This is a genomic window from Stutzerimonas stutzeri (genome assembly GCF_000935215.1).
Lineage (GTDB): Bacteria > Pseudomonadota > Gammaproteobacteria > Pseudomonadales > Pseudomonadaceae > Stutzerimonas.
Genome location: NZ_JXXD01000022.1, coordinates 1 through 18,775, shown reverse-complemented (window position 1 = coordinate 18,775; position 18,775 = coordinate 1). Strand labels below are relative to the sequence as shown.

Genomic DNA, 18,775 nt, shown 5'->3' with positions numbered 1-18,775 from the left:
CGCGGAACGGCTCGTGCCGGCTTACGCGCCCGCGGTGCGGCTCAGGCGCAGCATATGCACACGGCGGCTGTCGGCGTTGAGCACACGCACGCGGAACCCGTCGATCTCGGTGACTTCGTTGCGCTTGGGCAGGTGCCCGAAGGTGCTCATCACCAGGCCGGCGACGGTATCGAATTCGTCGTCGGGGAAGGCGCTGCCGAAGTATTCGTTGAAGCTGTCGATCGGGGTGAGCGCCTTGACCAGGAAGTCGCCGCTGGGCAGCGGGCGGATGTAGCTGTCTTCCTCGACGTCATGCTCGTCCTCGATGTCGCCGACGATCTGCTCCAGCACGTCTTCGATGGTCACCAGGCCGGCCACGCCGCCGTACTCGTCGATGACGATGGCCATGTGGTTGTGGTTGGCGCGGAATTCGCGCAGCAGTACGTTGAGACGCTTGGACTCCGGCACGAAGGTGGCCGGGCGCAGCAGATCCTTGATGTCGAAACTGTGGTGTTCATCCTTGAGGATCAGCGGCAGCAGGTCTTTGGCCAGCAGCACGCCGATCACTTCATCGAGGCTTTCACCGACGACCGGATAACGCGAGTGTGCGGCACCGATGATGGCCGGCAGAAACTCGCGGGGGGATTGATCGGCCTTGATGCTGATCACCTGCGAACGCGGCACCATGATGTCGCGTACCTGCAGATCGGCGACCTGGATGGCACCTTCGACGATGGCCAGCGCCTCGCTGTCGAGCAGCTTGTTCTGATGGGCTTCGCGCAGGATTTCCAGCAGCTCCTGGCGATTCTTGGGCTCATGGGCAAAAGCCTGGGTGATTTTTTCCAGCCAGGTCTTCTGCCCGCTGATCGATCGATCTTCGCTCATGTCGTTGACTCAGGAGTCCTTGCAAGTGCCCATGACGGGCGATTCTTCGGCATAGGGGTCGGGATGACCCAGCTCGGCCAGCAGTTGACGCTCCAGCTCTTCCATCTCTTCCGCTTCGGCATCGTCGATGTGATCGTAGCCGAGCAGATGCAGACAGCCATGGATGACCAGATGCGCCCAGTGTGCGGCCAGTGCCTTGCCCTGTTCCGCGGCTTCGCGCTCGACCACCGGGACGCAGATGACCAGGTCGCCGAGCAGCGGGATGTCCAGCAGTTCGTCGGGAACGTCTGCCGGGAACGACAGCACGTTGGTCGCGTAGTCCTTCTGCCGCCAGGTGCGGTTCAGCTCGCGCCCTTCTTCCTCGTCCACCAAGCGAATGGTCAGCTCCGAGTCGCCGCTACGCTGGCGTAGCGCCAGTTCGCACCAGCGCTGCAGATCGGCGAGGGCCGGCGCAGCGCCCGTGCTGGCGCACTGCAGGTCGAGCTCAATCATCGCTGGCGTCCTGCGCGGCACGCTTGCTGGCCGGCGACTGGCGATCCTCGAAGGACTCGTAGGCCTCGACGATGCGCTGCACCAGCGGATGGCGCACGACGTCCTTTGGCTTGAAGTGGGTGAAGCTGATGCCGTTGACGTCCTTGAGCACCTCGATGACGTGCGCCAGACCGCTCTTGGTGCCGCGGGGCAGGTCGACCTGGGTGATGTCGCCGGTGATCACCGCGGTGGAGCCGAAGCCGATCCGCGTAAGGAACATCTTCATCTGTTCCTGGGTGGTGTTCTGGCTTTCATCGAGGATGATGAAGCTGTTGTTCAGCGTGCGGCCGCGCATGTAGGCCAGCGGGGCGATCTCGATCACCTGCTTCTCGATCAGCCGTGCCACATGCTCGAAGCCGAGCATCTCGTAGAGCGCGTCGTAGAGGGGGCGCAGGTAGGGATCGATCTTCTGTGCCAGGTCGCCGGGCAGGAAACCGAGCTTTTCGCCAGCTTCCACAGCCGGGCGTACAAGGAGGATGCGGCGCACCTGTTCGCGCTCCAGCGCGTCCACGGCACAGGCGACGGCGAGGTAGGTCTTGCCGGTACCGGCCGGGCCGACGCCGAAGTTGATGTCGTTGTCGAGGATGGCTTTGACGTAGCGCTGCTGATTCGCACCGCGGGGGCGGATCATGCCCTTCTTGGTGCGCAGGGCGACGCCCTGGTGCGCATTCGGATTGGCCAGCTCCTCCATTCCGGATTCCTGCAGGTACAGGTGCACCATGTCCGGAGAGAGCTCGGTGTTCTTGGTTTCCCGGTACAGCCGGCGCAGCAGCTGTTCGGCAGACTTGGCCGCGTCGGTTGGGCCGATCAGCTCGAACTGGTTGCCGCGGTTGCGGATCTCCAGTTCCAGGCGCTGTTCGATCAGGCGCAGATGCTCGTCGAATTGGCCGCAGAGATTGGCGAAGCGACGGGCTTCAAAGGGTTCGAGGGTGAAACGATGCGGTTCTATGGGTGCGTTCAAGGGCTTTTATATGTGGCCGTGGTCGGCGAAGTGGTGAGGGAAGAATAGCGCCGCGGGCGCAAAGCGGAAAGCGCAGTCGCGGCCCCGATGCAATCACATGGGGGCCGCATGCCCGGTTCTCAACCTAGCAAGGTGCCACGTAGCGAGTGCGGCAGCGCGTCGTCGATGTGCACGTCGACGAACTGGCCGATCAGCCGCGGGTTGTCGCAGCGGAAGTTGACGATGCGATTGTGCTCGGTACGGCCCTGCAGCATGCCAGGGTCCTTCTTCGAGTAGTCGCTGATGAGGATGCGCTGAGTGGTACCTACCATCCGTCGGCTGTTCTCGAAGCCCTGCTGATTGATGCGCTGCTGGAGGATCGCCAGGCGCTGCTTTTTCACCTCGTCCGGGGTGTCGTCGACCAAGTCCGCGGCTGGGGTGCCGGGGCGCGAGCTATAGACGAAGGAGTAGGAGAAGTCGAAGCCAACGTCTTCGATCAGCTTCATGGTCTGTTCGAAGTCCTTGTCGGTCTCGCCGGGGAAGCCAACGATGAAGTCCGAGCTGATCAGGATGTCCGGCACTGCGGCCTTGAGCCGGCGGATGCGCGACTTGTACTCCAAGGCGGTGTGGTTGCGCTTCATCGCCGCGAGGATGCGGTCGGACCCGGCCTGCACCGGCAGATGCAGATATTTCACCAGCTGCGGGATGTCCGCATGGGCCTGGATGATCGCGTCGGAGAACTCCAGTGGATGGCTGGTGGTGTAGCGGATACGGCCGATGCCTTCTACTGCGGCGACGGCGTGCAGCAGGTCGGCGAAGTCATGCCCGTCGTAGCGATAGCCATTGACGTTCTGCCCCAGCAGGGTGACTTCCTTCACGCCGTTTTCGGCCAGGTGGACGACTTCCGCCAGCACGTCGGCCAGCGGGCGGCTGACTTCTTCGCCGCGGGTATAGGGCACCACGCAGAAGGTGCAGTACTTGCTGCAGCCTTCCATGACTGAAACGAAGGCACTGGGGCCGTCGACGCGCGGCTCTGGCAGGCGGTCGAACTTCTCGATCTCGGGGAACGAAATGTCCACCTGCGGCTTCTTGGTGGTGCGTGCGGCGTCGATCATTTCCGGCAGACGATGCAGGGTCTGTGGCCCGAAGACCACGTCGACGTACGGGGCGCGGTCGCGAATGGCCGCGCCTTCCTGGCTGGCCACGCAGCCGCCGACGCCGATCACCAGTTGCGGATTGTCCAGCTTCAGTTCGCGCCAGCGACCCAGTTGCGAGAAGACCTTTTCCTGGGCCTTTTCGCGGATCGAGCAGGTATTGAGAAGAATCACGTCGGCTTCTGCCGGGTTCTCGGTGATCTCCATGGCCTGGTGTTCGCCCAGCAGGTCCACCATGCGCGAGCTGTCGTACTCGTTCATCTGGCAGCCATGGGTTTCGATGAAAAGCTTGCGGGTCATGTTACGGGCCGGCGTTGTGCAAAAAATGACCGGCGATTATATGCCCACGACCGAGCAGGGGAAAGCGCGGGTGGATGCCGTGGGGTTTCTCGATTGTTCAGGGGATCTGCGGCGCGTCGGCGGCCTGCAGTTGCATCAGGTAGTCGCGGAAGATCTGCCCGAGGACCTGGGTGGCAATTTCCAGCTCGTCGCGACGCATCTGTCCGGAAACTCGGTCGGCGGTATCCAGCGCATCGTCTTCGCCATTCACGGCAGCCATCTTCAGCACGATGTAGGCCTGGACGTTGTTGGCCTTGACCCCTTCGCCGCGGAAGAACATCACGCCGAGCCGGTGTTGCGCGGCTGCATGACCGCGCAGTGAGGCCTGCTCGAACCAGTACAGCGCCTTGGCCAGGTCGCGTGGCGCACGCTTGCCGTCGTAGTGAAACTCGCCCAGCTCGTAGGCGGCTTGCACATCGCCTTCGCTGGCGGCCTGCTGGCAGTTGCGCAGTGCTTCGGGGAGTTCTTCGGGAAGGGTGTCGAGCGCGCAGCGCGCGGTCGCCGGGATCAGCAGGGTATTCCCGCCGGCCAGGGCCGTGAGAGGCGAGAGAAGCAGCAGACAGCCCAAAGACAGGATGCGGCCGGTGCGGATCATGAAAATCTGGCGCCTCGAGGAGCAGGGCGGTAATGAAAGGCTGGAACGAGCCAGCCGTCACATTATGGATAAGCTGCAGCCTGCTTACAAAGCCTTTAACCGCCTGTCATCGGCTTTTTACGCGACTGCCGGACTGTCCTCGCGTGTGCTGCCCGGCAGGCGCACCAGCAGAATGGCCAGCAGCGGGCTGGCGATGGCCAACAGCAGCGGTCTCAGGTCGCCGAGCGGATGGACGATCGACACGCCGTTCGGCAGCGGTGCCGCGCCCAGCAGAAGCGCGCCAGCCGCCAAGCCGGCAAGGGTCGGCAGGCTTGCCGGCCATTGCAGCGCGCCGGCATAGACCACCAGCAGCGCACTGGTCAGCATCAGGCCGAAGGCGTAGGGCTCGCTCCAGCCCAGCTGTCGCGCCAGTTCGAAGAACACGCACAGCCCCAACACCACGCGACCCCAGTTCGGTCGACTCCACACCCAGCGCCGCGCCAGGGTCAGCGCAGCCACCGCTATCAGCGGCAAACCGAGCAGCAGGCTGGCGCGCTCCAGCCACTGGTGCGCCTCCTCCAGATCCATGCCAAACAGGCTCGCCGCGGCGCACGCAGCGCTGGCGGCCGTCAGGATGAAGCCAAGCAGTGCGCTGAACAGCGCTGGCTGGTCCGCCTCGCCGTAACGGCGCCGGGCGCGGCCGATCAGCACCGCGCTGACGCCGGCAGTCAGGGCGAGCAGGATGCTCTGCAGCAATTCCATCGTCGGGTCACTTGAGCTTGGCGAAGGCGCGCTCGGCGGCATCCAGAGTGATTGCGAGCTCGGTGTCGCCATGGGCGATGGAAGTGAAACCGGCCTCGAACGCGCTCGGTGCCAGGTAGACGCCACCTTCGAGCATCAGATGGAAGAAGCGCTTGAAGCGGTCGGCATCGCTGGCCATGACATCGGCGAAGGTCACAATGTCATCGGCGCCGCTGAAATACAGACCGAACATGCCGCCGACCTGGGTGGTTACGAAGGGGATGCCAGCGGCATCGGCGCGGTCCTGCAGGCCTTGCAGCATACGGCTGGTGTAGGCGCTCAGTTCGTCATGGAAGCCGGGGCGGCTGATCAGGCCCAGCGTGGTCAGGCCCGCGGCCATCGCCAGTGGATTGCCCGACAGGGTGCCGGCCTGGTAGACCGGGCCAAGCGGCGCGATGTGCTGCATGATGGCGCGCTTGCCGCCAAAGCAGCCGACCGGCATGCCGCCGCCGATGATCTTGCCGAACGTCGACAGGTCCGGAGTCACGCCGTAGTAGGCCTGGGCGCCGCCGAGGGCGACGCGGAAACCGGTCATCACTTCGTCGAAGATCAGCACCACGCCATACGCGTCACACAGGGCGCGCAGGCCTTCGAGGAAGCCTGGTGCCGGGGGAACGCAGTTCATGTTGCCGGCGACCGGCTCGACGATGATGCAGGCGACCTGCTCGCCTTTTTCCTTCAGCGTGGCTTCGACTTCTGCTAGGTCGTTGTAGGCCAGGGTCAGGGTGTGCTTGGCGAAATCCGCCGGCACCCCGGCCGAGCTCGGCACGCCCTGGGTCAGGGCGCCAGAGCCGGCTTTGACCAGCAGGCTGTCGGAGTGACCGTGGTAGCAACCTTCGAACTTGATGATGTCATCGCGGCCGGTGTAGCCACGGGCCAGGCGGATCGCGCTCATGGTCGCTTCGGTGCCGGAGCTGACCATGCGCACCATCTCCATGGATGGCACCAGGCGGCAGACCAGTTCGGCCATCTCGGTTTCCATGGCGGTCGGCGCGCCGTAGGACAGCCCGTGTTCGAGCTGGCGGCGCACGGCATCGAGCACCTCAGGGTGGCTGTGGCCGAGAATCATCGGGCCCCAGGAGCCGACGTAGTCGACGTAGCGCTTGTCATCTTCGTCGATCACATAGGCGCCGGCGGCGTGCTTGAGAAACAGCGGGGTGCCGCCGACGCTGCGAAAGGCGCGCACGGGGGAATTGACGCCGCCAGGGATGTGGGTCTGGGCGCTGGCAAAAAGGGTTTCGGAACGGGACATGCGGGCCTCGCAGAACAGGGGCTGACCGCCGTATGGCGGGTCAGCGGTGGCGGAATCAGGGGGTATTGAACAACTGGCTGAACGCTCTGGCGCGGCGCTCGACCTCGGCGGGGCTGTCAGCGGCGAACAGCGCGTGCACCACGGCGATCATCTGCACGCCCTCGGCGATCAGGCTTGGTGCCGTTTCCGGCGTGATGCCGCCAATGGCGACAATCGGCAGGCCAATGCGGGCGCGGGCCTCGCGCAGCAGCTCGGGACCGGCCGAGGGTGCGCCCGGCTTTGTCTGCGACTGGAAGAAGCGGCCGAAGGCGACATAGCTGGCGCCCTCACGCGCGGCCTGCTCGGCCAGCGGCAGCTGCGCATGGCAGGTGGCGCCGATGATTGCCTGGCGGCCGAGCAGGGCACGGGCGGCGGCCAGCGAGCCATCTTCCTGGCCTAAGTGCAGGCCGACACCCAGTCGCGCCGCCAGCTCGGCGTCGTCGTTGATGATCAGTTGCGCGCCATGGCGGGCGCAGAGTTCCTGCAACGCATCGGCCTCACGCAGTCGACGGGCCTCGTCACTGGATTTGTCGCGGTACTGCAGCAGGCGGGCGCCACCTTTCAACGCGGCTTCGACATACGGCAGCAAACGGCCCTCGGCGAGCAACTTGCTGTCGGTGATGGCGTACAGGCCGCGCAGGCGGGTCGAATCCTTCATGCGCTGCTCTCCAGTCAGACCAGGTCCAGTGGCAGGCGCCGCGGGACGAATTGCCCGTGGCCGGGCGCCTCGGCATCGCGCAGGGTGCGCCAGGTGTAGTCGAGCGCCGAACGGACGGCACTGGTCAGCTCCTCGCCCAGCGCCAAACGGCCGGCCAGGGCGCTGGCCAGTGTGCAGCCGGAACCGTGATAGCTGCCGGGCAGGCGCGCGCAGGTGAAATCGTGGCGGCTACCATCGCGGCAGTAAAGACGGTTATGCACTTCGCTTTCATCGCCGTGGCCGCCGGTGATCAGCAGGTGGCGGATGTGCGGCAGCAGGCGTTCGGCACATTCGTCGGCGCTGCCCTCGGGCAGCTCGGCGAGGATGCGGGCTTCCGGCAGGTTCGGTGTGGCGATGGTCGACACCGGGAACAACCGCTCGCGCATGGCGAAGCCGACATCATCCTTGCCCAGCGCGCCGCCGCCACCGGCGCGTAGCACCGGATCGCAGACCAGCGGCACGCCGGGCAGCCTGGCCATGATCTCGAGAACGGTCTCAACCATTTCCACCGAGCCGAGCATGCCGAGCTTGACTGCCGCGATCGGCATATCGGCGATCACTGCGTTGGCCTGGGCGAGCACCCATTCGCGGTCGAGGACGCGGAAGTCGGTGACGTTGACAGTATCCTGCACGGTCAGTGCGGTGACCGTCGGTGCGGCGTGACAGGCTTGCGCCAGGAGGGCTTCGATGTCCGCCTGCAGGCCGGCGCCGCCACTGGGATCATGGCCGGACAGACAGAGGACGACGGGTCTTGAAGTAGGGTTTTTCATGGCGTGCGAGCTTATCACCAAACAGCGCTGGCGGGACGCGGCAGTTGTGCGTTTAACCGCCGCTGCGGCGCTCGCCGGCCATCGGACGATCGATCCCTCAGGCATTCGCCTTTTCCGGCTGCAACCATCGCTGTGGTAGATTGCTGGCACTTTGGTTTTCGGACCGGGTGGCGGGGTTCGCGGGGCGTGAATCCGTTTTCGTCGCCTGGCCTGCACGAGGCATCATGCGGTACGTCTTCCTGCTTATCCTGGCCCTCTTGCCGGCGCTGGCCGCTGCCGTCGAACTGGACGAACACACCCGTCACCTGCCACTCGGGCAGCACATGCGGGTGTTCGAGGATCCACTAGGCAACGCGCAGATCGACGAGGTCGCCTCGCCCGCGTTCGAAAGTCACTTCCTGCCTCACCGGACTGCGGTGTTCAATGCCGGCTATTCGCGCTCCGCGCATTGGGTGCGCGTCGATCTGCATTACCGTCCGCAAACCGTGCAAGGCGCGCGACGCTGGTTGCTGGAGGTGGCCTATCCGCCGCTCGACAGCCTGCAGCTGTACCTGCCGGACGGCAAAGGCGGTTACCGCCTGGCCCGCGACACCGGCGACACCCGCCCCTGGGCCAGCCGTGAGATCGGCCAGGGCAACTACCTGTTCGAAGTGCAGCTGCCGACTGATCGGCCCCAGCGCCTGTACCTGCGCGTGCAAAGCGAGGGTTCGATCCAGGTGCCCCTGAGTCTCTGGTCGCATCACGCCTATCTTGAGGCGCAACCCGGGCGGCTCTATGTGCTGGGCATGATCTACGGCGTACTGCTGGCGATGCTGGTCTACAACCTGTTCATCTATATCAGCATCCGCGATCCCAGCTATCTCTACTACATCCTCTACATCGCCGCGTTCGGCCTCTACCAGGTCTCGGTGAACGGCGCCGGTGTGCAGTTCCTCTGGCCGGATCGTCCCTGGTGGGCCAATGCCGCGACGCCGCTGCTGATCGGGGCCACCGGGCTGTTCGGCTGCCTGTTTACCCGCAGCTTCCTGCGCACCGCCGAGCACAGCCGCTGGGTGGATTGGCTGCTGCGGCTGATCATTGTCTTCTCGGTGCTGGTGATGGCGCTCGCAATGGCCGCCGATTACGGAGTGGCCCTGCGCCTGGCCACCGCGCTGGCGCTGCTGTTCACCCTGGCGGTGTTTGCCGCCGGCATCCTGGCCTGGCTGCGTGGCATGCGCGTGGCGCGCTACTTCATCATCGCCTGGAGCGCGCTGCTGGTCGGCGGGCAGATCAACACGCTGATGGTGCTCGGGCACCTGCCGCACAACTTCCTGACCATGTACGCCAGCCAGCTTGGCGCCGCGCTGGAAGTAGTGCTGCTGTCGATGGCGCTGGCCGATCGCATCAACGCGCTGAAGGACGAACGGGCGAAGATCCTGGAAAACGCTCGAGCCGAGCTGGAACAGCTGAACTGCGAGCTGGCCGAGAGCAACCGACTCAAGGACGAGTTTCTCTCCAATATCAGCCACGAACTGCGCACGCCGATGATGGGCGTCATGGGCGCCCTGGAGCTGTTGCCCAGCTCGGATACGGCGGAAGAGCTGCAGCAATACCAGCACATCGCCACCGGCTCGGCGCGCGACATGATGCGCCTGGTCAACAACATCCTGGTGCTCAGCGAACTGCGCGCCGGCAAGCTGCGCCTGCAGGATCAGCGTTTCAGTCTGCGGGAAGCTGCGGCACGGCTGCAGCAGCAGTTCGACCCGCGGGCGCAGGACAAAGGCCTGGCCTTCGATCTCGAGTTCGACGAGAAACTGCCCGACCGCGTGTACGGCGATGGCGAGAAGCTGGAACAGAGCATCTGTCATCTGCTCGACAACGCCGTCAAGTTCACTTCTCGCGGAGCCGTCACGCTGCGTTTCGCCGGCGCGGTGGAGCAGCGCGAGCTGCTGCTGAATATCGAGGTCGTCGACAGCGGCATCGGTTTCAGCGACGCCGATCAGGCCTTCCTCTATCACCAGTTCCGTCAGGTCGACGGCTCCATGATCCGGCGCTACGGCGGCCTCGGCATCGGCCTGGCAATCAGTCGGGGGCTGATCGAAGTGATGGGTGGACAGCTCGATCAGCAATCGCGACCTGGGCTGGGTAGCCGCTTCTGCGTGCGCCTGCGCCTGCCGCTGAGCGCCGCGGATGGGCTCGCCGCGGGCCGTGCCAACGGACTTCCGCCCAGCGCGCCGATTGCCTGACGCGCGGACCTTTTGGCCGATACCTCGCTTCAATCCTCGCCGCGCAGCATGTTTCACTGCCGATCCATTGCCGCGCGGCCGACGCACCGCCCAGGCCGACTACGCTTGCTGGCAGCTGCGCCGGTATCGAAGGAGGACGCCCAGATGAATCTGCAGAGTTGCGCCGAAACCCATGAGGTCACCAACCAGGTTCCGCCACTCGACGGTGCCAATCTCTATCGCATCGACTTGCCGTTGCGGCAGTGGGTACAGCGATATCAGGCGGGCTGGGCGCAGGCGCGGCTGGACGTCTACGGTGCGCTCGCCGGTGGGCCGCTGATGCAGGCCGGCTTTCTCGCCAACGAGAACAGGCCGGTGTTCAAGAGTCATGACCGCTACGGCCATCGCATCGATCTGGTGGAGTTTCACCCGGCCTATCATGAACTGATGCGCAGCGCCGTCGAGCACGGTATTCCGTCGCTGCCCTGGAGCGACCCGCAACCCGGTGCGCAGGTGGCGCGTGCCGCCTTGATGTACCTGCATAACCAGGCCGAGGCCGGCAGCAGCTGCCCGCTGACCATGACCTACGCCAGCGTGCCCGCCCTGCGCCTGCAGCCGGATCTCGCCGAGCGCTGGCTGCCGAAGATTCTTGCCCGCGAATACGACCCGCGCAACCTGCCGATGGAGCAGAAGGCCGGCGTCACCATCGGTATGGCGATGACCGAGAAACAGGGCGGCACCGACGTACGCGCCAACAGCACACGCGCCTATCCGGTTGGCGCCGGTGGCCCCGGGCAGACCTACGAGCTGGTCGGGCACAAGTGGTTCTGTTCGGCGCCGATGTGCGATGCCTTCCTCACCCTGGCGCAGACCAACAAGGGCCTGTCCTGCTTCCTGCTGCCCCGCCATCGCCCGGATGGCACGCGCAACCAGTTCTACATCCAGCGCCTGAAGAACAAGCTGGGCAACTGGGCCAACGCCTCCAGCGAAGTCGAGTACCGCGGCGCGCTGGCCTGGATGGTCGGCGAGGAAGGGCGCGGCGTGCCGACCATCATCGAGATGGTCTCCTCGACCCGTTTCGATTGCATGATCGGCTCCAGCTCGCTGATGCGTCAGGCCCTGACCCAGGCCATGCACCATTGCGCGCATCGCCAGGTCGGCGGCCGAGTCCTGCTGGAGCAGCCGCTGATGCAGAACGTACTGGCCGATCTCGCCCTGGAAAGCGAAGCGGCGCTGGCGCTGACCCTGCGCATGGGCCGTGCCCAAGACAATCGCCATGATGAGCACGAAGACAAGTTCGCCCGGCTGGTCACCGCCGTCGGCAAGTACTGGATCTGCAAACGCGCGCCGAACATGATCGCCGAGGCCAGCGAATGCCTGGGCGGTGCCGGCTACGTCGAGGAAACCATCCTGCCGCGGCTGTATCGCGAGGCGCCGGTGAATTCCATCTGGGAAGGTTCCGGCAACGTGCAGTGCCTCGACGTCTTGCGCGCGTTATCGAAGGAGCCGGGCGTGCTCGAAGTACTGTTCGCCGAGCTCGGCGACGGTCACGGCGACGCCCACCTGAAGGCGCATATCCGGCGGCTGAAGGCCGCCTTCGGCGATACCGAGGACATCCAGTACCGCGCCCGTCAGCTCACCGAGGACGTTGCCGTCGGCCTGCAGGCCAAACTGCTGCTCGAAGCGGGCAACGCCGCCGTTTCGGATGCCTTCATCGCCAGTCGCCTGGAAGTGCATGGGCGGGTTTATGGAACGTTGCCGCGCGGGCTCGACATCGACGCGCTGCTGGCGCGCAGTGCGCCGCAGCTGTGACTCCGTGGCAGGGTTGCGTCGCCTAGCGGCGCGCCTGCCCGCGTAGCAGGTCCTTGAGCTCGGCGATTTCCCCACGCAGAGCGCGGACCTCTTCATGCAGGTCGGCCTCGATGTGCTCGCGCGCCGCCTCGATGCTCGCCTGGGTGGCTTCGTGCTCCGCATCGGTAACCGTCTGCATCGCGTTGACGATGATGGCGATGAACAGGTTGAGCATGGTGAAGGTGGCAATCAGGATGAACGGGATGAAGAACACCCAGGCGTAGGGGAATACGTCCATCAGCGGGCGCACGATGCCCATCGACCAGCTTTCCAGCGTCATCACCTGGAATAGCGTGTACACCGAACGGCCGAGGTTGCCGAACCACTCGGGGAAGTCGGCGCCGAACAGCCCGGTGGCGATCACCGCGGAAACGTAGAAGACCAGCGCCAGCACCATGGCAATCGAGCCCAGGCCGGGAATGGCCGACAGCAGCGCGCCGACCACGCGGCGCATCGACGGTACCATGGTGACCATGCGCATCACCCGCAGTACGCGCAGGGCACGTAGAACGCTGAACGGGCCGCTGGCGGGCACCAGCGCGATGGCAACCACGGTGAAATCGAACAGGCTCCAGGGATCACGGAAAAACGCCGCGCGATGAACGTAGATGCGCGCTGCGATTTCCACCACGAATACGCCGAGGATCAACATGTCGAGCACTCTGAGCAGCTCGCCCCAGCTGGCCACCAGTGCCGGCGAGGTCTGCATGCCGAGGATGGCCGCGTTGATCACGATCAGCAGCAGAATGCTGCGCTGAACGGCTGGCTGCTCGATGACCTGTTGCAGTCGACGACGAGTGCTCGTTTCCACGGGTGTTGCTTGCATGATGCCTACCTGTCTGTTTCGATCATCGCCCTGCCCGCGACCGTGGGGCTACCGTTGAATACAGTCGGGCGGACGCGAGTATGGTGGCGAAGACCAGCGCGGGGAAGTGACGGCGGTGCCCGGTTCGTTTCCTCATTTGACAGCGTTCAGGCGGCGCTTTGAGCGCGGCGACAGCCTGGGTGGCCCGGTTTACTGCGGGAAGTCGGCCTGCGAACGCCTCGCCGCCGGCCGGTCGCGGTTGCGCTGGGCGTCGATACCGGCTATGACCTCTCCTGTGCGGCGGCCTGCTAGTACCTTTGTATAACAGCCAAACGAGCTGGTGCTCCTAGAATGGGGCGAGCGACTACGTTACGGGGTTGCAAGTGCCGCATGATTTTTTGAGGTTCCGATATTGAGCGGCAAAAGACATGGGCGCTTTGTCTCCGGACATCAAGTGGCCGTCTCCCTGCCTCGTCAGGCCTGGCGAATTTCTTTGCAGAGCCTTCACGGACGAGCATTCGATGAGTTTCTGAGGTGAGTTCATGGCAACCGATCTAAACAAGTACATCCGCAACGCAGCGTTTCTCGACAAGGTCGTCTCGGCAGAAGAGGCCGCGTCGTGGATCGAGGACGGCATGACGCTGGGCATGAGCGGCTTCACCCTGTTCGGAGAGCCGAAGGTGTTTCCGAAGGCACTGTCCGAACGCGGCCAGCGCGAGAAATTCAAGGTCAACCTGTTCACCGGCGCGTCCATGGGCCCGGCAGCCGACCAGTCGATGGCCGAAGCCGGCATCATCAACAAGCGCATTCCGTATCAGGGCAACCCGGTGCAGCGCAAGAAGATCAACGCCGGCGAGGTGCTCTACATCGACCAGCACCTGTCCCATACCGCGGAACTGCTGCGTCAAGGCGTGCTGCCACAGGTCGACTACGCCATCATCGAGGCGGCTGCGATCACCGAGGATGGCCAGATCATCCCGACCGGTTCGGTCGGTAACTCGCCGATCTTCGTGCAGAACGCCAAGCACGTGATCATCGAGCTGAACACTTCTGCTCCGCGCGAGTACGAAGGCATGCACGACATCTACATTCCCGGCCCGGCCGGCGAGGATTCGCGCAAGGACATCCCGGTCTACAACGTCAGCAAGCGCATCGGCTCGATCGGTATCCCGGTCGATCCAGCCAAGGTGCGCGGTATCGTGCTGTCCAGCGAGCCGGACATTCCTTCCCCGCTGTTCGAGCCGAACGCCGAAACCCAGAAGATCGCCGACAACCTGCTGGACTTCCTGCGTGAGGAAGTGAAGCTGGGACGCCTGACCAACAGCCTGGCTCCGCTGCAGTCCGGTGTGGGCTCGGTGGCCAACGCGGTGCTGGCCGGCATGAAGACTTCCGAGTTCAAGGACCTGACCGTCGCTTCCGAAGTACTGCAGGACGGCGTTTTCGACCTGATCGACGCCGGAGTGGTGAAGTTCGCCGCCGCCACCGCCTTCTCCCTGTCGAAGAAGCGCGTGGACAACCTGGCCTCGGACCTCGCCAAGTACGCCGGCAAGGTGGTGTTCCGTCCGCAGGAGATCTCCAATCATCCGGAAGTGATCCGCCGGCTGGGGATCATCTCCTTCAACACTGCGCTGGAAGCCGACATCTACGGCAACGTGAACTCCACGCACGTCAACGGCACCCACATGATGAATGGCATCGGCGGCTCGGGTGACTTCGCCCGTAACGCACGTATCAGCATCTTCGTGACGACTTCGACGGCGAAGGACGGCAAGATTTCCTCCATCGTGCCGTTCGTCACGCATGTGGATCACACCAACCACGACGTCGACGTGATCATCACCGAGCAGGGCTATGCCGATCTGCGCGGGCTGGCGCCCGTCGAGGCGGCGGCGCGAATCATCAACAACTGCATGCACCCGGATTACAGGGCCCAGGCGCTCGCCTACCTCGAAGAGGCGAAGCAGCGTGGCGGCCACACCCCGCACGTGCTGGAAAAAGCCTTCTCCTGGCATGCCAACTTCGCCAAGAACGGCACCATGCTGCTGGACAAGTAATCGGTAGGAGCCTGTGCGGCTGATGCAGCAATGCATCGGCGGCGGGCTCGAAGCGGTGCCCGAATCCGACGCCAGGCTCTGGCGTCGGATTTTTTTCGCCGATGACGGCGCACATTTCCAGCGCGCCGGCGTCTCGGATGCGGCTCCAGCCGCTCGGCTGCGTATACATCCGTCACCAAATGCAGCCAAGATAGGCCCGTGTGTTAAGCCAGGATGAGCCATGACTTCCAACGAATCCAGAACCTTCACCGTCGCCACCTGCGCTGAGGAGGCGGTCGACAAGCTGGCCGAGCTGCACGCGCAGGCCACAGCGGCGCTCAACCAGGCGCTCAAACGCTACGTCGCCAGCCGCACCGAGCCCAGCGCCGCGGAGCGCAACCTGTTCCGCTACCCGCAGCTGCGCCTGACCTACGAGTGCCACGGCGAAGTGCCGGCCTCGACCCGTGCCTACGCCAAGGTCCAGGCGCCCGGCGTGTACAGCGTCACCGTGACCCATCCGGCGGCGTTCCGCGCCTATCTGCTCGATCAGCTGAAACCGCTGATCCAGGACTTCAACGTCACCGTTGAGGTCGGCATGAGCGACCGCAACATCCCTTATCCGTACGTCATCGAGCAGGGCGACGAGCTGGCCGGCACCGGCGTGACCGCCGCCGAGCTGGCGCGGGTATTCCCCAGCACCGACCTGTCCGCCGCTACCGACGATATCGCCGACGGGCTCTACGACTGGGAGCACGCCGATCCCTATCCGCTGGCACTGTTCGATGGCGCGCGGGTGGATTTCTCGCTGCGCCGGCTGGTGCACTACACCGGCAGCGATTGGCGCCACGTACAGCCGTGGATCCTGCTGACCAACTACCACCGCTACGTCGACCAGTTCATCCGCCACGGCCTGGACATGCTGCGCGACGAAACCCGCTTCGTGCGCATGGTGCTGCCGGGCAACGTGGTTATCGAGCGGGGCATGGAAGAGGGCGAGGCGCAGGCGATTATCGGCGGCGTGATGTGGCACCGCTACCAGATGCCGGCCTATCACCTGATCGCCGAGGACGGCCACGGCATCACCCTGGTCAACATCGGCGTCGGACCGTCCAATGCGAAGAACATCACCGACCACCTCGCCGTGCTGCGCCCGCACTGCTGGCTGATGATCGGTCACTGCGGCGGGCTGCGGCAGTCGCAATCCATCGGCGACTACGTGCTGGCCCACGCCTACATGCGCCGCGATGGCATCCTCGATCGCGTACTGCCGCCGCACATCCCGCTGCCTGCACTGGCCGAGGTGCAGCAGGCGCTGCAGGATGCCGCCGCGACGGTCACCGGCGAACAGGGCGAAGCGCTGAAGAAGCGTTTGCGTACCGGCACCGTGCTGACCTATGACGACCGCAACTGGGAGCTGCGCTGGGCGCAGGAACGGCCGCTGATCAACCTGTCACGTGCCGTGGCGGTTGACATGGAAAGCGGCACCATCGCCGCCCAGGGCTACCGCCTGCGGGTGCCGTACGGCACCTTGCTCTGCGTATCGGACAAGCCGCTGCACAGCGAGATCAAGCTGCCGGGCTCGGCCAATGCGTTCTACGAGCGGGCCGTGACCCAGCACCTGAAAATCGGCATCACCGCACTGGAACTGCTGCGCAGCCAGCTCAACTCTCTGCATTCGCGCAAGCTACGCAGCTTTGACGAGCCGCCGTTCCGCTGAATCAGCATGGGCTGCCGGCGCTTTCGTGGGAATGGACGATACTCACATCGTTCATTCCCGCGTCAGCACCGGAGGTTCAACATGGAACAGTCGATCCACGCCTTCCATAACCTGTTCGAGCAATTGGGCCTGCCCAACGATGATGTTTCGATCAGGCGCTTTATCGAAACCCACTCACCCCTGGCCGAAGACGTCTATCTGGCCGATGCGTCGTTCTGGACGCCAGCCCAGGCGGCTTTCCTGCGCGAGGAAATCCTCGAGGATGCCGACTGGGCCGAAGTGGTCGATCGCCTCAATGTGGCGCTGCGACGGCGCTACCACTGAGGCAGGCCTGGTTCTCAGCTGGCCAGCAGCCAGGCGCCGGTGACTGCTGAAGCAGCACCGGCGATGCGCACCAGTGGCGCGGCTGCCTGCGGCAGGTAACGCACCAGCGCATAACCGGCGGCATGCAGAGCGGCAGTGGCGATAACGAAGCCGGCGGCATACCCCCACGGGCTGGACAGCTCTGGCAGTTCCAGGCCGTGGGCAACGCCGTGGCTGGCGGCGAACAGCGCGGTCAGTGCGGCAGCCACTACCAGCGGTGGGCGCACCGCCAGGGCAACCAGCAGGCCTAGGGCTAGTACCGAGCCGGCAATGCCTGTTTCCATCAGCGGCATTTCGATTCCGGCGAAGCCGGCCAGGCCGCCGAGCAGCATGGTCGCGACGAAGGTCATCGGCAGCGCCCAGCGCGCCTTGCCAGTCTGCTGAGCCGCCCATAGACCCACCGCGAGCATGGCCAGCAGATGGTCGAGACCGAAGATCGGGTGGGCGATACCGGACACCACGCCGGCATGGTCATGCCCAGGGTGAGCCAGGGCCAGCGCCGGGCTGAGCAGCAGGGCGGAGGTGACCAGGATTTTCTGTACGTTCATGCGAGTTCCTCTGATTGCATGGCTAAAAGCTGGACCGAGCCGTCGTCGGTTGGCCGGGTTTGGTTTGAGTGAGGCCACGGCTTGCTGGCGCCTGAACACATCGCGGGTCAGGCGGCGCTGAGCATTCCCTGTTTCTCGATAAAGGCGATGATCTCGTCGAGCCCCTGACCGACTTTCTGGTTGCTGAAGACGAAAGGCTTGTCGCCACGCATCTTGCGGGTGTCGCGGTCCATGACCTCCAGGGAGGCGCCGACCATGGGCGCCAGGTCGACCTTGTTGATCACCAATAGGTCGGACTTGCAGATACCCGGGCCGCCCTTGCGTGGCAGCTTGTCGCCAGCCGATACGTCGATCACATAGATGGTCAGGTCTGACAGCTCCGGGCTGAAGGTCGCCGAAAGGTTGTCGCCACCGGACTCGACGATGATCAGGTCAAGGCCGGGGAAGCGCCGGTTGAGCTGGTCGACGGCTTCGAGGTTGATCGAGGCATCTTCGCGAATCGCCGTGTGCGGGCAGCCGCCGGTCTCAACGCCGATGATGCGCTCGGGCGCCAGGGCCTCGTTGCGCACCAGGAACTGGGCGTCTTCCTGGGTGTAAATGTCATTGGTGACCACGGCGAGGTTGTAGCGCTCGCGCAGGGCCAGACACAGGGCGAGGGTCAGCGCGGTCTTGCCGGAACCGACCGGCCCGCCAATGCCGACGCGCAGGGGTTGGGTGTTCATGGGTGGTCTCCTCTGGAAGGCGGTGTGGCTGCCTTGGGGTTGATGCGAAGGGCGTGCCGCTGCCGATTTGGGCAGGCATGGGATTCGTTGGCTGAGTGTGGTGATCGTGCCGCGAGAGCCGTGAAAGGCCAGGGATGGCTCTTGCGCGGCGACCCTCGGAGCAGCGATGAAACGAGGGAAGTCGAGCGCAGCGAGGCCCGGATGCAGAGGCAAGACTTTTTGGTTCCTTTTGGGGGGCCGGCCATCCGGGCGATTGCCAAAAGGAACTTGCCCAGCAGGGCGAAACCTAAGCCATCCGCCGTTGGCGCTGTCGAGCCGGCCGCCGCAAAAGGTGCCGCCAGCACCCACGTGCCAACACCTCTCATGACCTAAACAACCGACTGTACTGCCGCTCATGCGCCATGCTGGTCAGCACCAACCCGAACGGCGCGCTGCCCCATTCCAGCTCCGGCAGTTCGCTGGCCTCCCGCTGCGCCTGGCTCAGCACTGGCAACAACTGCGAGGTCAACCGCTGCGCCGCCTGCTGCCCCAGCGGCAGCGTCTTCATCAGCACCGCTAGCTGATTTTCCAT

Annotated in this window: 17 protein-coding genes and 1 pseudogene; 5 read left to right on the top strand and 13 right to left on the bottom strand. The window is 64.7% G+C overall.

Features of this window, described 5'->3' with window-relative positions:
* Window positions 1–21 precede the first annotated feature (21 nt).
* From LO50_RS03100 to LO50_RS03060, 9 genes are all read right to left on the bottom strand, one after another.
* On the bottom strand, window positions 22–864 hold the full coding sequence (locus tag LO50_RS03100; protein WP_003301723.1) for a CorC family transporter: 843 nt from the start codon (window positions 862–864) through the stop codon (window positions 22–24).
* A gap of 9 nt (window positions 865–873) precedes the next feature.
* A complete protein-coding gene (ybeY, locus tag LO50_RS03095) occupies window positions 874–1,356 on the bottom strand; it encodes an rRNA maturation RNase YbeY (protein ID WP_041015905.1) in 483 nt (160 codons plus the stop codon).
* Window positions 1,349–2,356: a PhoH family protein gene (locus tag LO50_RS03090; protein ID WP_003301727.1), complete on the bottom strand. Its 1,008-nt coding sequence runs from the start codon at window positions 2,354–2,356 to the stop codon at window positions 1,349–1,351. Before LO50_RS03090 ends, ybeY begins: the two co-directional genes overlap by 8 nt.
* 119 nt (window positions 2,357–2,475) lie before the next feature.
* Window positions 2,476–3,789: a tRNA (N6-isopentenyl adenosine(37)-C2)-methylthiotransferase MiaB gene (gene miaB, locus LO50_RS03085; RefSeq protein WP_044314086.1), complete on the bottom strand. Its 1,314-nt coding sequence runs from the start codon at window positions 3,787–3,789 to the stop codon at window positions 2,476–2,478.
* 97 nt (window positions 3,790–3,886) lie between these two features.
* Window positions 3,887–4,423, bottom strand: coding sequence for a tetratricopeptide repeat protein (locus tag LO50_RS03080; protein ID WP_014818973.1), 537 nt, complete (start codon window positions 4,421–4,423; stop codon window positions 3,887–3,889).
* Between the two features lie 117 nt (window positions 4,424–4,540).
* Window positions 4,541–5,164 (bottom strand): hypothetical protein, encoded by a 624-nt coding sequence (locus LO50_RS03075; protein ID WP_044314085.1) that lies wholly within the window; start codon window positions 5,162–5,164, stop codon window positions 4,541–4,543.
* Between the two features lie 7 nt (window positions 5,165–5,171).
* Complete coding sequence (gene hemL, locus LO50_RS03070; RefSeq protein ID WP_044314084.1) at window positions 5,172–6,455, bottom strand: glutamate-1-semialdehyde 2,1-aminomutase; 1,284 nt, start codon at window positions 6,453–6,455, stop codon at window positions 5,172–5,174.
* Between the two features lie 55 nt (window positions 6,456–6,510).
* Window positions 6,511–7,152, bottom strand: a complete 642-nt coding sequence (gene thiE / locus LO50_RS03065) for a thiamine phosphate synthase (RefSeq protein ID WP_041015910.1) — start codon at window positions 7,150–7,152, stop codon at window positions 6,511–6,513.
* Between the two features lie 14 nt (window positions 7,153–7,166).
* A complete protein-coding gene (locus LO50_RS03060) occupies window positions 7,167–7,961 on the bottom strand; it encodes a hydroxymethylpyrimidine/phosphomethylpyrimidine kinase (RefSeq protein WP_023444938.1) in 795 nt (264 codons plus the stop codon).
* 224 nt (window positions 7,962–8,185) lie between these two features.
* Here LO50_RS03060 and LO50_RS03055 point away from each other — a divergent pair, with 224 nt between their 5' ends.
* Together LO50_RS03055 and LO50_RS03050 are read left to right on the top strand one after the other, a co-directional pair.
* A complete protein-coding gene (locus LO50_RS03055; protein WP_044314083.1) occupies window positions 8,186–10,186 on the top strand; it encodes a sensor histidine kinase in 2,001 nt (666 codons plus the stop codon).
* 144 nt (window positions 10,187–10,330) lie between these two features.
* Complete coding sequence (locus LO50_RS03050; RefSeq protein ID WP_044314082.1) at window positions 10,331–11,977, top strand: acyl-CoA dehydrogenase family protein; 1,647 nt, start codon at window positions 10,331–10,333, stop codon at window positions 11,975–11,977.
* Between the two features lie 22 nt (window positions 11,978–11,999).
* Here the strand turns inward: LO50_RS03050 and LO50_RS03045 are convergent, their stop codons facing one another.
* Window positions 12,000–12,842, bottom strand: a complete 843-nt coding sequence (locus LO50_RS03045; protein ID WP_044314081.1) for an ion transporter — start codon at window positions 12,840–12,842, stop codon at window positions 12,000–12,002.
* Between the two features lie 521 nt (window positions 12,843–13,363).
* On the opposite strand from LO50_RS03045, the gene scpC reads away from it, so the two are divergent.
* The 3 genes from scpC to LO50_RS03030 all read left to right on the top strand — a co-directional run bounded on the left by scpC (window position 13,364) and on the right by LO50_RS03030 (window position 16,895).
* Window positions 13,364–14,875: a succinyl-CoA:acetate CoA-transferase ScpC gene (gene scpC, locus LO50_RS03040; protein WP_023444942.1), complete on the top strand. Its 1,512-nt coding sequence runs from the start codon at window positions 13,364–13,366 to the stop codon at window positions 14,873–14,875.
* A 220-nt stretch (window positions 14,876–15,095) separates the two neighbouring features.
* Window positions 15,096–16,571 carry an AMP nucleosidase gene (gene amn, locus LO50_RS03035; RefSeq protein WP_044314080.1) on the top strand — a complete coding sequence of 492 codons (1,476 nt, stop codon included), beginning with the start codon at window positions 15,096–15,098 and terminating at the stop codon, window positions 16,569–16,571.
* 81 nt (window positions 16,572–16,652) lie between these two features.
* Window positions 16,653–16,895: a DUF2789 domain-containing protein gene (locus LO50_RS03030; protein WP_014818983.1), complete on the top strand. Its 243-nt coding sequence runs from the start codon at window positions 16,653–16,655 to the stop codon at window positions 16,893–16,895.
* 14 nt (window positions 16,896–16,909) lie between these two features.
* Here LO50_RS03030 and LO50_RS03025 read toward each other — a convergent pair whose 3' ends face one another.
* The 3 genes and pseudogenes from LO50_RS03025 to LO50_RS03015 all read right to left on the bottom strand — a co-directional run.
* Complete coding sequence (locus tag LO50_RS03025) at window positions 16,910–17,482, bottom strand: HupE/UreJ family protein (RefSeq protein WP_044314079.1); 573 nt, start codon at window positions 17,480–17,482, stop codon at window positions 16,910–16,912.
* Window positions 17,483–17,589: 107 nt separating this feature from the next.
* Window positions 17,590–18,204: an urease accessory protein UreG gene (gene ureG / locus LO50_RS03020; protein ID WP_021210224.1), complete on the bottom strand. Its 615-nt coding sequence runs from the start codon at window positions 18,202–18,204 to the stop codon at window positions 17,590–17,592.
* 361 nt (window positions 18,205–18,565) lie between these two features.
* Window positions 18,566–18,775, bottom strand: a pseudogene (locus tag LO50_RS03015) (urease accessory protein UreF); the annotation flags it as partial.

Coding starts and splice junctions, on each gene's coding strand:
- LO50_RS03100 (WP_003301723.1), bottom strand. CDS start 864: ATGAGCGAAGATCGATCGATCAGCGGGCAGAAGACCTGGCTGGAAAAA.
- ybeY (WP_041015905.1), bottom strand. CDS start 1,356: ATGATTGAGCTCGACCTGCAGTGCGCCAGCACGGGCGCTGCGCCGGCC.
- miaB (WP_044314086.1), bottom strand. CDS start 3,789: ATGACCCGCAAGCTTTTCATCGAAACCCATGGCTGCCAGATGAACGAG.
- LO50_RS03080 (WP_014818973.1), bottom strand. CDS start 4,423: ATGATCCGCACCGGCCGCATCCTGTCTTTGGGCTGTCTGCTGCTTCTC.
- LO50_RS03075 (WP_044314085.1), bottom strand. CDS start 5,164: ATGGAATTGCTGCAGAGCATCCTGCTCGCCCTGACTGCCGGCGTCAGC.
- hemL (WP_044314084.1), bottom strand. CDS start 6,455: ATGTCCCGTTCCGAAACCCTTTTTGCCAGCGCCCAGACCCACATCCCT.
- thiE (WP_041015910.1), bottom strand. CDS start 7,152: ATGAAGGATTCGACCCGCCTGCGCGGCCTGTACGCCATCACCGACAGC.
- LO50_RS03060 (WP_023444938.1), bottom strand. CDS start 7,961: ATGAAAAACCCTACTTCAAGACCCGTCGTCCTCTGTCTGTCCGGCCAT.
- LO50_RS03055 (WP_044314083.1), top strand. CDS start 8,186: ATGCGGTACGTCTTCCTGCTTATCCTGGCCCTCTTGCCGGCGCTGGCC.
- LO50_RS03050 (WP_044314082.1), top strand. CDS start 10,331: ATGAATCTGCAGAGTTGCGCCGAAACCCATGAGGTCACCAACCAGGTT.
- LO50_RS03045 (WP_044314081.1), bottom strand. CDS start 12,842: ATGCAAGCAACACCCGTGGAAACGAGCACTCGTCGTCGACTGCAACAG.
- scpC (WP_023444942.1), top strand. CDS start 13,364: ATGGCAACCGATCTAAACAAGTACATCCGCAACGCAGCGTTTCTCGAC.
- amn (WP_044314080.1), top strand. CDS start 15,096: ATGACTTCCAACGAATCCAGAACCTTCACCGTCGCCACCTGCGCTGAG.
- LO50_RS03030 (WP_014818983.1), top strand. CDS start 16,653: ATGGAACAGTCGATCCACGCCTTCCATAACCTGTTCGAGCAATTGGGC.
- LO50_RS03025 (WP_044314079.1), bottom strand. CDS start 17,482: ATGAACGTACAGAAAATCCTGGTCACCTCCGCCCTGCTGCTCAGCCCG.
- ureG (WP_021210224.1), bottom strand. CDS start 18,204: ATGAACACCCAACCCCTGCGCGTCGGCATTGGCGGGCCGGTCGGTTCC.